Annotated in this window: 9 protein-coding genes; 5 read left to right on the top strand and 4 right to left on the bottom strand. The window is 32.5% G+C overall.

The features are described 5' to 3' along the window. Window positions 1–180: 180 nt before the first annotated feature. From AC6H33_RS06620 to AC6H33_RS06635, 4 genes are all read right to left on the bottom strand, one after another. A complete protein-coding gene (locus AC6H33_RS06620; protein WP_497604096.1) occupies window positions 181–1,851 on the bottom strand; it encodes a PAS domain-containing sensor histidine kinase in 1,671 nt (556 codons plus the stop codon). After that, complete coding sequence (locus AC6H33_RS06625) at window positions 1,838–4,069, bottom strand: ATP-binding protein (RefSeq protein WP_497604097.1); 2,232 nt, start codon at window positions 4,067–4,069, stop codon at window positions 1,838–1,840. Before AC6H33_RS06625 ends, AC6H33_RS06620 begins: the two co-directional genes overlap by 14 nt. A 110-nt stretch (window positions 4,070–4,179) precedes the next feature. Beyond that, window positions 4,180–4,944 carry a response regulator transcription factor gene (locus tag AC6H33_RS06630; protein ID WP_497604098.1) on the bottom strand — a complete coding sequence of 255 codons (765 nt, stop codon included), beginning with the start codon at window positions 4,942–4,944 and terminating at the stop codon, window positions 4,180–4,182. A 1-nt stretch (window position 4,945) separates the two neighbouring features. Further along, on the bottom strand, window positions 4,946–6,520 hold the full coding sequence (locus tag AC6H33_RS06635) for an EAL domain-containing protein (protein ID WP_497604099.1): 1,575 nt from the start codon (window positions 6,518–6,520) through the stop codon (window positions 4,946–4,948). A gap of 112 nt (window positions 6,521–6,632) precedes the next feature. Between AC6H33_RS06635 and AC6H33_RS06640 the strand changes: the two genes are divergently transcribed. Genes AC6H33_RS06640 through AC6H33_RS06660 form a run of 5 tightly spaced genes read left to right on the top strand, consistent with a single transcriptional unit; the run spans window position 6,633 to window position 12,885 of the window. Continuing rightward, window positions 6,633–7,289, top strand: a complete 657-nt coding sequence (locus AC6H33_RS06640; RefSeq protein ID WP_497604100.1) for a uracil-DNA glycosylase — start codon at window positions 6,633–6,635, stop codon at window positions 7,287–7,289. Continuing rightward, window positions 7,286–8,485 carry a hypothetical protein gene (locus AC6H33_RS06645; protein ID WP_497604101.1) on the top strand — a complete coding sequence of 400 codons (1,200 nt, stop codon included), beginning with the start codon at window positions 7,286–7,288 and terminating at the stop codon, window positions 8,483–8,485. Before AC6H33_RS06640 ends, AC6H33_RS06645 begins: the two co-directional genes overlap by 4 nt. 33 nt (window positions 8,486–8,518) lie before the next feature. Further along, window positions 8,519–10,615: a type I secretion system permease/ATPase gene (locus AC6H33_RS06650; protein WP_497604102.1), complete on the top strand. Its 2,097-nt coding sequence runs from the start codon at window positions 8,519–8,521 to the stop codon at window positions 10,613–10,615. Next, entirely contained in the window at window positions 10,612–11,886 is a 1,275-nt protein-coding gene (locus AC6H33_RS06655; RefSeq protein ID WP_497604103.1) for an HlyD family type I secretion periplasmic adaptor subunit, read from the top strand. The genes AC6H33_RS06650 and AC6H33_RS06655 overlap by 4 nt, the downstream gene beginning before the upstream one ends. Window positions 11,887–11,931: 45 nt before the next feature. Continuing rightward, complete coding sequence (locus AC6H33_RS06660; protein ID WP_497604104.1) at window positions 11,932–12,885, top strand: hypothetical protein; 954 nt, start codon at window positions 11,932–11,934, stop codon at window positions 12,883–12,885. Window positions 12,886–12,893: the final 8 nt, after the last annotated feature.

Genomic DNA, 12,893 nt, shown 5'->3' on the forward strand with positions numbered 1-12,893 from the left:
TTTGGATTTTTTTTGTAAAAACTTATTGCTTTTTACAAACTTATTGAAGATAGACTCGCATCTTTGTTTATCATCTCATAAAGAATAGATGTCTTTGCACATCTTCTGACGCCTATAAGTGTAATAATTTTGTTTGTACCTAGCGGTGGTTGTAGTGAGCGAGATTTTACATCAAAATCATTAGTAAGATGAAAATCTTATGATAAATTCAGCACCGCCATCATCACTGTTTCTGGCGGTTATAGTTCCTTGACATCGCTGTTCAACTATGGTTTTTGCCATATACAGCCCAAGCCCTGTTCCATTTTTTTCATTTTTTGTAGTGAAGTATGACTCAAAGATTTTCTCTAGCAGCTCCTCTTGTATTCCATCTCCGTTATCTTTTATGCTTATAGTAACTCCTCTCTCATCTTCATAACTATGTATCGTTATAGTTGGGTTTTTAGTCTCGGCATAAAGCAGTGCGTCATTTGCATTTTTTAGTATATTTAAGAAGACTTGCATCATCTCATTTTTATATATGTTTATAGCTCTTGTCTCTTCTAATATCTTAATAACTTTTATATTTGAGTTCTGCAGAGTTGCCTCTATAATAGATAGCGCAGACTCTATAGCATCTTTTACAAATGTCTGCTCCTTTGATTTGTTTGGTGCGAAAAAGCTTCTAAAATCATCTATTGTTTGCGATAGATGCGAAACTTGTTTTTTTATCACAGACAAGCCCTCTTCAGTATTCTCTCTACTCTGCTCTCCTAGCATCATATCCATAAGAATATTGTCCGCTACAATAGAGATAGTAGCTATAGGCTGTCTCCATTGATGTGCTATCATACTTATCATCTCTCCCATAGCAGCTTGACGCACATGTTTTAAAAGCATATTTTCTTGCTCTTGTCCTTTTTGTATCTGTTGCATTAAACGCTCTTCTAGTTGAGCATTTGTATTTTTTAACTTCATTTGTGAGCTGATTATTGTCTCTAATTTTGATTCAAGCTCTTTGTTTCCATGTTGGAGTTGCTCTTCTAGCTCTTTTCTTTTTGTTATATCTGAGTGAAATCCAGTAACTCTTATAGGTTTTGCATCCGAATCAAACGATGCCTTTCCTCTGTCAAGTATCCAGATATAGTTGCCATTTTTTGCACGAATCCTATGCTCTGAGATATAGTAATCATTTTTTTGCTCCAGATGCATTTTTAATGTTTGCATTACATCTTGTATATCATCTGGATGAACTCTGCTTGACCACTCCTCTAGAGTGTTTTTTATCTCATTCTCACTATATCCAAGCATCTGTTTCCACTTTGGCGAGTAGTAAACCTCATTTGTTACAGGGTTCCAATCCCAAAAACCGTCCTGTGTTGCATCTATAGCAATATCATTCATAATATCGCTAACACCGCAGTTTGTTTGATAGTTTCTAACTCCTGTTGTAACAAGTACAAGCAGTTCATCGTGTCTAAATGGCTTGTGAAGATAGTAAACATTTTTCTCTATTCTGCCAAGTATCTCATCAACTGAAAAATCTGCAAATGCTGTTACGATAATGATGTTCATATTTTCATCAATTTCTCTAGCTCTCTTTGCAACTTCGAGTCCGTGCATCTGAGGTAGACGCATATCTATGATAGAAACTGCAACCTTCTCTCCTCGTTCATAAGAGTCGCCAAGTGCCTTTAAATACTCTTTTGGAGTCTCAAAAGTATGCAAATCAAACTCATTTTTTATCTCATCTTTTGATTCAAGAGAGTCGAAAAAATTCTTTGCCTTACTCTCTTTAGGCTTTAATATATTTCTATAAAATTCGAGTATATGTATCTCATCATCAAGAGCAAATATCTTAAAGTTGCTCATTTGTAGGTATCTCCATTATTAAAGTTGCTCCATTTTCATTTTCATTATTTACTATACTTATGGTTCCGCCTATGCTGTTTAAAAAATTATTTAGTGTATGAAGTCCAAAACCATTACCGCCCTTTTTAGTTGTATATCCAAAACTAAATATCTTATTTATTTCATCTATTTTAACTCCGCAGCCACTGTCTTTAACTCTCAAAAGTACCATATTTTTCTCTATTTTTATAGTTATGTCTATGGTACCTCTCTCTTTGGTCAAAGATATAGACTCTATAGCATTTTTGATAACATTTTCAACTCCGCTTTGAAGCCTGTATTTCATCATTTGCAGTACCACTTCATCATATTCATGAAATCTTATTGCTATATTAAATCTAAGAGATTCCAAATGATAATCTTCTATAAGTTCGCCAACCATTTTATTTAGTGAAAAACTATATATGTAACTTTCGCTATCATCACTGTTTGCAAGTCTGTTTTGCTGGTCTCTAATCATATCTGAAGCATGGTTTTTAACTCTCTCTATACCACAAGATGCATCAAGTATCTGAGAAGTTATATCCTCACTTAATGCCTCTTTAAACTCTTCTAAGAAAACCTCAATTGAGACTTTTTCATTGCTGTTTGCATTAGAGTTTTGTACCATCTCTATGACCTTGTTAAACCCAAGCTCACTCTTTTGCAAAGACAACGCACTGCTATTTAATATAAAAAGTTTTGAATCAAGAACAGCCAAAGAGTTTCCAACATTGTGCAAATATCCTCCAGCACTCTCTAAAAGTCCCTCTCTATAAGCTGATATAGCCTCTTTTTCTTTCATTTTCTCACGCATTTGAGACTCTATATAGGCATTTGTTCTATCATCTAGTTCACTGCTAAGAGTGTTGAAGTTTTGTACTAGTTTATAAATCTCTTCTATATTGCCTGATTCCATTAGTTTAGTATTTTGCTTACTTCCAAGATTGCTAGTAAGGATAGATAACTCGTTTATTGGCTCTGCTATATATTCTGAAATAGCGTTAGATTTTCTCATAAGATACATAAAAAAGATAAGATAAAAAAATATCATAAGAGCGATAACTACATAACCTATAATCTGTGCTTGAGATTTAAACTCTATAATTGGTCTATATATAATAGATTCATCCACAACTATCATCAAACGCCAAGATGTCTGAGGAATGCTTTTTTGAGAGATGATATAGTTAGCACCTTTTATAGTAAATGTCTCTATCGGAGTTGCTTTTTGAAAAAATATTTCCATCTCTTTTGAGTTTTTAAGAAGATTGAACTCTTTTGGTTTCTCTATAGTTGTAGATATAGTGTTTGTATATTTATGCCCTTTTAGCTCTTTTATGGAAAAAAGCTCTTCAATACGCTTTGGCATAGCTAAAATAGTTCCATCTTTATCTATCAAAAATGCGCTACCACTCCATGGTATATCAAGTGAGAGAACATTTTTTATAAGCGACTCTATTGTAACATCTACTCCGCTTACACCTTCTAAAAAATCGCCTCTGTATATTGGTGCAATAAGTGATATCATCCACCCCTGCCCCGCTGGATCAAGATATGCAGTTGTCCAGACATCGTCTCTTTGCGGATTATAATTTGCATCTGCTAAATAGTAAAAATTGTAAGTTGTAGCATCAAGCTCTGCGCCATATTGAGCTGCAGCATCACTCATAAATGGGTAGAGTCTGTTTAATTTGTCATAAGTATTTATGTATGCTTGTGTAATAATTGGATTTGTATCCACTATAGACTTCATAAGAGGGTCTATCGCCTCACTGCACTCTATCTTTCTCATATTTTTTGGTGTTGCTTCAAAATCTTTTGGTGCATATATGGATGAGCCTCCATTATCTACTAACTTATAAAATGCACCATTTTTATGTCTGCCAAACTCTGCTTTAGCGTTTGGGTTACTACACTCATTTGAAATAAAAAATCTCTCATGGTCTCGTTTTAATATAGCCATATCTCTTTTGACTTCACTAAAGAGCATATCTATATTTCCAGCCTCTCTACTGGCTATTTCACCAAGTGAGAATTTTGCTTCGCTAAGAAGTATATCTTGAGATTTTTGAGATATAAAAAAAGTTACTCCAAAGTATAAAAGAAGAAGCACAAGTTCTATGGCAAACACAGGAACAAGTGCGCTCGATAAATAGCTTTTATGGATAAGTGACTTTAGAGAGATGTTTTTTTGCATATAAGCTCATCGGCAATATTTTTTAATACTTTTTTACTTTTTTTAAAAAGTATAAGAAGTATAACTAGCCAATGTCGCAGTTATGTCGCTGTTTTGTCTTTTGTTTAAAGCTATATCTTGATGCGGTAACCTATTGAGTGAACATTCTCTACTAACTCATTTGAGAGTTTTTTTCTAAGCTTGTAGACAATTTTGCGAACATTATCAAGTTCTACATCAGCTCCGTTAAAATATAGATGATTTATGATTTCTATATTTGATATAGCGCTGTTAGTCTTGGATAGGAGCAACTCTAAAATAAGCCTCTCATAAATTGATAATTTTATGGATTTTTCATCTATAAAGAGCTCCCTCTCGTTTTTATAGTAGTAAATATTACTTCGCATAACTATCTTGTTTGAGAAGTCCTTTTTGCTATAAACACTCTTGCATACCAAAAGAAGCTCATTAAACAGATGTTTAAGCGAAATCGGCTTTTCCAAAAAGCGTCTTATATCAAGATTTATAAGTTCAATTAGATATTCAGAGTCTTGATATGCTGAAAATATAAAAATAATCTGCTCCTTATCCATCCCTCTTATATGCTTTGTCATCTCCACACCATTCATATTTGGCATAGCTATATCACTTAGGATAATCTCATATTTGTCATCTTTTGAAACTTTATCATTATAAAGTTTTAACCCCTCGACTCCATCTGAAGCCACTTCTACATCTTTAAAAAGAGGTGTAAAAATCTTCTTCAGACTCTGCTGTAAAACTAAATAATCTTCAACAATGAGTACGCTAAACTCTTTTGTATATTTTCTTAACTCCACAACTTGCTCTTTAAACTCGTAAAGGTCTATCTCTGGCGAATATATATCTTCATTCATACTAAAACTTTTTTGGTGTAATTGAAGGTTCGTCAATATAAAAACCTTGAGAAAAATCAACTCCCAAATTTTTTACAACATCCATAATAACGCTCGAGTGTACATACTCTGCAACAGTCTCAATACCCAATTTTTTTGCAAAAGATACGATAGTTTCTACAACTGTAAATGCATTTTTATCTACATCTATATTTTGAATTAGACTACCATCTATTTTTATAATATCAACATTGACTCTTGTAAGATAGCTAAAGTTTGAGTAACCGCTTCCAAAGTCGTCTATTGCCACTTTAGCGCCATATCTTTTTACTTCAGATATAAAACGGTCAACCTTTTTATAATCCTCTATTGCATCAGATTCAAGAAGCTCAAAAATAACTCTGTGTGAAGCTTTTGAGTGCTTTAGTTTTTCTATTATAAAATTAAAAATTTCACTGCACATAATATCTTCGATAGAGAGATTTATGCTAAATTCATACTCACTATCTTCAAATGCAGCAAATGACTTATCTATAATTGTTTTTGTAACAATGTTGTAAACTTTTATCTTTTTTGAAATAGGTATAAAAAGATTTGGAGAGAGTATTTTGTCATTTTTGTCAATTAACCTTGCTAAACACTCATACTTTTTTATCTCAAATGTTTTAGAATCAACAATAGTTTGAAAATATGGGATAATTCTTAGGTTTCCGACCGCTTCTCTGACAACAACTGAAAGCTTTAGATTTCTCTCATAGATATTTTCAAAGTTCATTCTATCTTCATAAATCCAAAACTTAACGCCCTTCTCTTTTGCATATTTTAGAGCCATAGATACATTTGAGAATATATTTTTATTATCTTTGTTGATAGAAGAAGCGAGAGTAAAATCAACATAAATCTCTATATCCTGATAAAAAACAACTATATTTCTGATTCTTGCATAGAGGTCTTCTAAAAAATCTTTAAGCTCATAAAAACCTATCTCTTTATCAATTATAAAAGCAAATTCATCTCCTGATAATTTATATATATGATGCTCGGAGATAGTTTCTTGAAGGTATTTTCCAACCTGCTCTATCACAAAATCACCTACAACATAGCCGTAAAAATTATTTATAGTCTGAAAATTGTCTATGTTGAAAACAACAAGCGCGAAATCTTTATAATCTTGTAAATCACTTCTTAATCTATACAAGTTTGGAAGGTTTGTAAGATGGTCTGTAAAGTATCTGCTAAGAAGTTTGTTTCTATATTCGCCTATACTCAAATCTTTTTTTGCTACTTGAAGATATAGCTCTTTTAGTATCTCGCTCTCGATATTTTCTTCGTCTATCTCTCTTGTAATAGAGTAAAATGTAAGATCTGTTCTTAGTTTGTCATCATGTTTAAGGAGTACTATTTTGGTATCTGAGAACATTTTTTGTAGTTCACTCTTTAGGGTTTGAACTAAAACAGTATTGTGCATAAATGAAGCTATTTGTATAAGAAGCCTATCTTTTTTTAAACCTCTTACATTTTCTAAAACTCCATCTATTTCTCTTGAAGAAGTTAACACAAAATTTTCAACCGCTAAGGCGCTGTTCTTGATATCCAAAATTATTTCCAAAATATAAATTTGCACAATTCTATCTTAAAAATATAAAGTAGATTTTAACCACACTTTAAATATACTCCCATTATCAACATTCGATAAAAAAAGGGTATTATTGAAATCTTTTCAGAATTTACTTCTTTTAGAAAATCTATACAGGCTAAGAGCATTGGGGTTTGAGTATATAGACCCATTTTCTATAAATCAAAAAACACAAAATGAAAAACCAAAAACCATTAATGCCCTTGCTAAAAATATCTCAACATGTTACTTGTGTGATTTGAGCAAATCAAGAACACAAAGCATGAGCGGCTATGGAAATCCAAATGCTGACATTATGATAATAGACTACGCTGTCTCTCTTAGTGAAGATAGTTCAAACTCCTATTATACTGGAAGAAGTGGTGAGATATTAAAAAATATGATAGAGAATGTTTTAGAGCTAAAAGTAGAAGATGTCTACTTTACACATGCCATAAAATGTAAACCACTAAACTCAAAAACACCTTCTGATTCTGAGTGGGATTCATGCAAAAACCACCTTTTTTCACAAATAGAGTTTATAAATCCAAAAGTAGTTGTAACTTTAGGTAAAGATGCTTATGCTAAAGTTACATCAGAAAATGACAATTTTCAAAGTGTAAGAGGTCATGTTATAGACTTTAAAAACTATAAACTTGTCCCAATACACCACCCAAATCATCTACTAAGAAACCCTGATGATAAAAAAATTGCATTTAATGATTTAAAAACTATAAAGAGTTGTATATGATAAAACTAATTTTTTTAACACTGTTTCTGCTTCCTATCACTCTGTTTTCAAGGAGTACACAACCATCAAATGTTCCTCTTCCTGAAATTACAGTACAAAACTTAGACCCATATCCTTGTAATGAAGCGTGTATGCAGAAGTATCTTGATAATGGCTTGATATTCTCTTATCTGTCATACACCAGCATTGAGATGCAAAGCGAATTTTTATCAAAAGAGAAAGTTTATTATGCTCCTGTTATAAAAAACGAACCAACCATAAAGAGAAAGAAAATTCGTATAGCTCTTCTTATGCCATATAAAACGATTGGCAGATACGCAGCCTCAACTACAAATGCCTCATTTGCTTATCTAATTTCAAAAGAGTCTCCATTTGAACTCAAAAGCTATAAGATAGAAGATGAGAGTTATGAAGAGATATTTAAAGCGTTAAATAAAATAAAAGATGATGGCTTTGAGTATGTGATTGCGCCTATGACACAAGTTGGAGAGAAAGTTATCTCAAAAATAAATCCAAGCATCAATATCTATTTTCCTACAATCAACAAAAAAGATACACAAAATTCATCTAGCTATCTCTACTATGGTGGTATAGACTATAGAGCGCAGATAGATATGCTACTGAAATTCTCATCTTCACCGCTTGTAATCTTCTATGATAACTCAGAAGTAGCGCAGCAGTTATCACTCTATGAAGAGTTTTCGTATAAACAAAATGCTCAAAGAAGCGTTATCAAGTTTGAAATTCCTCAAAAGATAACAAACCTAGAGAAACAGATAAAAGATAACTCAAGAATCTCTGGCGGCTCTTTCTTCTTAAATACACCAATTGTTAAAAGCGGAATGATAATGTCACAATTAACGCTTTACGATACAAGTGTAACAAATATCCTCTCAACTCAAGCAAACTACAACCCTCTTCTTCTCTCTATGACGCAATACAGAGATAGAAAAGAGATGATAATAGCAAACTCAATAACTATAAACGATGATCTTCTAGTTGAAACAAACTCAATTTTACAAAATGACATAGTTTATGATTGGATAAACTACACAACAACTGTCGGTATGGACTACTTCTCTCATCTCATCAACAATGAAAAGCGAAGTTACGATATAGAGATAAAATCAAACCAGATGATATATCCTATAAAACTATTTCAACCATCAGTATCAAGATTTATACCCTATAATTAACGCTAAAATATAAGCTATCAAGGAAGAAATTACGTGCAAACAAATGAAACAAATAGCTTAGAGATTTGTACAAAATTTATTCTTGGCTTTTTCTTTGGAGAAGTTGAGTACTCCACTATAGCTCTTTTAAAAGATAATTCAAAAGATGCCTTTGATATAGAAGACGCAATAGAAGTGTTTAAAAATTATCAACTCTCATCAACAATCAGAGAGATGTATGTAAAAGATATACCCGCTCATTTCTTGCCATCTATAATCATTTCTCCAACAGATGAAGCTCTGGTTTTACTTGAGATTAAAGCAGATAATGCGATAGTTTTAAATCCAATCAAAAACACGCAAGAGGAGATTCCTCTAAAGAATTTCAAAAAAAACTCTAAAATTTTACTAATTTTTAGAAGTAAAAACGAAGAAGAATTTTTAGAATCAAAGAGCTCTAAAACTTGGTTTAGCACTCCGCTTAGGGCTAGTTGGAGAACTTATGTTGAAGTTGGCATACTGACTCTTTTTATAAATATTTTTGCTCTTGCAATTCCTCTTTTTGTTATGAGCACATACGATAGAGTAATCCCAAACAAGGCCTACGCAACACTTTTTGTTCTTGCTCTTGGTGCTTTGATAATTCTTATATTTGACATAATTTTAAAATATGCAAGAAATCATATACTAGAAGATTTCTCAAAAAAAATAGGGCTATTTTGGGAAGAGGAACTTATGAGAAAGATGATTCTTGCAAATGCGCATTTTGACCATTTTACAACTGGCACAAAAGCAAATCTCTTCAAAGAGCTACATCATGTTAGAGATTTCTTTACTATACGCTCATTGATGCAAGTGATTGACCTACCATTCTTCTTCATTGCTCTGCTAGTGATATATATAATATCGCCAACTATGGCGGCTGTTCCTTTCATTTTTTCTATTTTAATTATAGGTTTTAATATACTTATGCAGCTACCAATAGCAAAACTAGGTGCAAACAACTCACAAAATATTCAATCTAAAAACAACTTTATTTTTGAATCCATTCAAGGAACAGAAGCTATCAAAGCCTCAAACGCACTCTCAAGCAGGATGTTTTTGTGGAAAAGTATTGTTTCATTTACGGATAGCATCAGTATGAGAATGCAGTCTCTACATATGCTATCTATGAATATTTCACAATTTATGGTTCAGCTCGTTGTCATCAGCGTTGTTGTTGTTGGTGTTTTTGAGATAGCTGACCAAAAACTCTCTATTGGCGGATTAATTGCTATAACAATTTTAGCAAGTCGTGCGATAGTTCCTATCGTTAATCTCTCAGGAATTTTAATCAGACTCAAAGAGATTGGAGAATCAGTAAACAGAATAGATGAGTTTTTATCTCTGCCTTCTGAGAACATCTCTGCTGCTGAAGCAGGGCTTGGCAAAATTGATGGAAAAATTGAGTTTAAAGGCGTAAGTTATAAATTTAAAAACAGTAAATATGACTCTTTGCAAAACGTATCATTTACACTTCAAGCTGGAGAAAAAGTAGGAATCATAGGACAAACTGGTGCTGGAAAGAGCACGATTGCAAAACTTATCTTAAAAACCATCTCTCCATCTGAGGGTTCAATCTACCTTGACAATCACGAACTATCAACTCTTCATCCAGTAGAAGTAAGAGAAAACATAGGCATCATGCCTCAGGACCCTTTCTTGTTTAATGGCTCCATAAAAGAAAATATTGGACTTTTTAAACCCATCAGCAAAGCTAAAATGATGGAAATTTTAAAAACAACAGGTCTAGAAGAGTTAATAAAAAAGGCTGGAAAAGGAGATGGTCTGCAAGTTGGAGAGCGTGGCTCAAACTTATCTGTTGGGCAAAGACACTTAGTTGCACTTGCAAGAGCTTTAGTAAACAACCCTTCTATCTTGATTTTGGATGAGCCAACAACTGGGCTAGATATTGGGCTTGAAAAGAGAGTTATAGAAAAACTAAAATCAAATCTTAATCTCAAACAGACTCTTTTGGTTATCACACACAGAATGGCGGCTCTTGAGTTAGTTGATAGACTTATAGTTATAGATGATGGCAAAATAGTTGCCGATGGTCCAAAAGATAGAGTTTTACAACTACTTAACTCTCCTAAAAAGGGTGAAATATGAACTATATGTACACCCAAAAACAGAGCTGGAACTATCGCATAGTAACTATTCCAATCATTGCTTTTACGACTATCTTTTTTATCTGGGCATATTTTGCTGAGATTGATGAGAGCGTTAAGGGAAGCGGAAAAGTTATACCCTCTGGGCAAACTCGCTTAATACAGCATTTAGAGGGTGGTATAATCACCCACATTTTAGTAAATGAGGGAGATACTGTTCAAGAGGGGGACGTTTTATTTCGTATAGAAAATCAATATTTTATCTCTGAAAAAAAAGAAAACAGCATAAAACTTATAGCCCTTAGAGCAAAACTTATTCGCATTGACGCACTTCTTAATAATATAGAAACACCAATATTTGACAAAGAGATGTTTGCAAGTATCCCACAAATTATTCAAAATGAAAAAGAGGTTTTTCGTGAACAAAAAAATAAGTATAGTTCCCAAATCTCTGTTTTAAATAGCCAATTGCAACAAAAAGATGCTGACTTAAAAGAGCTGCAAGTTCGTTTGGAAAACTTAACATTAGAGTACAACCTAACTCTTGAAAATATGAAAATACAAGAAGAATTGGTCAATAAAAAGATCATCTCAAGAGAGAAATTTCTTCAACATCAATCTACAAAACAGAAAATTTATACACAATTCCAAGAAGCTAAGTTTAAAATTCCTGTTGTAAATCGAGAAATTGAAGAGTGGAAGAAGAAGATAGAGGGAAAGAACTTTGAGATTAGAACTGAACTTCTTGAAGAAAACAGTGAGATTCAAGTAGAGATTCAAAAACTTCAAGAAGCTATCAAAACGCATATAGATAGAGATAAACGCATGGATGTACTTAGCCCAACAAAGGGGATAATAAACAAAATTTATTATAACACCATCGGCGGAATTGTTAGGTCTGGCGAAACTATCGCAGAAGTATCTCCAATTGATGATGATCTTATGATTGAGGCAAAGATAAACTCTTCAGACAGAGCCTATATACATCCAAAACAAGATGTTTCAATTGAGATAACTGCTTATGACTACTCAAAATATGGTCTGCTTGATGGAAAGCTCATCAGTATATCTCCAGATAGCACAACTGATGAACTTGGAAACAGTTACTACACTATAAAAGTAAGAGCAAACAACTATAATTTTGATGAAAATTCACCAATTCTAATAGGAATGTCAGCAAATGTAAATATATTAACTGGCAAGAGAACTGTTCTATATTATCTCTTAAAACCGATAAAAAGCATTAAATATAAAGCATTAAAGGAACATTAATGCTTTATACTATAAACTCACAGACTTTATCTATAGGAAATTATTATGTTTGGTTTTATAAAAACAATGCAACAGTTTATTAGGAAACTAAAAAACAATAAAAGATTATGGTTTACAACAATTTTTATTTTTGCAACAATTGGTGTTATTTTATCAACATATATGCTAATACTTACAACTTCAAAGACATCAAACAAAGTATATGAAACTCAAACAAGAGCTTATGAGCTTCACTTAAAAAGCCTAGAGAGCTTAACAGAGACAAAACTTCACCAGATTGCCTTAGCCCTCTCACATAACAAAGAGATTATTACCGCTCTTTTTGCAAACGATAAAGCAACTTTAGAGCAGATAGAAAATGAGTTTAACTCAGAGATAAAAGAGGAAGAGAAAAACTCACTTCTTATAAAAATACACTCTACTACAAATCAAAATGATATACTCAGACACTCTCTTATGTCAACGATGCAAACAAAAAACAATATCTTTGGTCCAGAGGTAATCTATAATGGTATTTTTTATATATTTCTTATGCCAATTATAAAAGATGAAAAAGTTATTGGCATAATCGAAGTTAGACAAAGTATCTATGCATTAAAAGATAGTTTTAATAGACTAAAACAAGAACAGGTTTTTTTACTTGACTCAAAAATGCTTCCTCTTTTATCAATTCAAAACAGAGAAGGAATTTATCTGCAAGTTGGAAAAAACTATCTTGTAAACTCTAAACTTTATGACTCTACAACACTAGGACATCTTGATAGTGTAGATTTACCATCTTTACAAAAAATCATCTCTGGTGAGTACGTTGTTACAAAAGACTTATATCTAAATGGAGTGGTTGTAAGAGATACAAGTGGAGTCGACATTGGTCTTATTATTATGGGGCAGAGCGTTAATCAAGACGGAAGTTTTATAGATATGTCTAAAAACATGACAAATCAAGTAGTAATGATAGCGCTTGGACTTATAGTCTCTTTGCTTCTTTTTCTATTTTAAGGCGATTA

The sequence above is a fragment of the Sulfurimonas limnophila genome (assembly GCF_059705345.1).

Bases quoted from the DNA above. Each gene is read 5' to 3' on its own strand.
- AC6H33_RS06620 (WP_497604096.1), bottom strand. From the start codon at position 1,851: ATGAGCAACTTTAAGATATTTGCTCTTGATGATGAGATACATATACTC.
- AC6H33_RS06625 (WP_497604097.1), bottom strand. From the start codon at position 4,069: ATGCAAAAAAACATCTCTCTAAAGTCACTTATCCATAAAAGCTATTTA.
- AC6H33_RS06630 (WP_497604098.1), bottom strand. From the start codon at position 4,944: ATGAATGAAGATATATATTCGCCAGAGATAGACCTTTACGAGTTTAAA.
- AC6H33_RS06645 (WP_497604101.1), top strand. From the start codon at position 7,286: ATGATAAAACTAATTTTTTTAACACTGTTTCTGCTTCCTATCACTCTG.
- AC6H33_RS06655 (WP_497604103.1), top strand. From the start codon at position 10,612: ATGAACTATATGTACACCCAAAAACAGAGCTGGAACTATCGCATAGTA.
- AC6H33_RS06660 (WP_497604104.1), top strand. From the start codon at position 11,932: ATGTTTGGTTTTATAAAAACAATGCAACAGTTTATTAGGAAACTAAAA.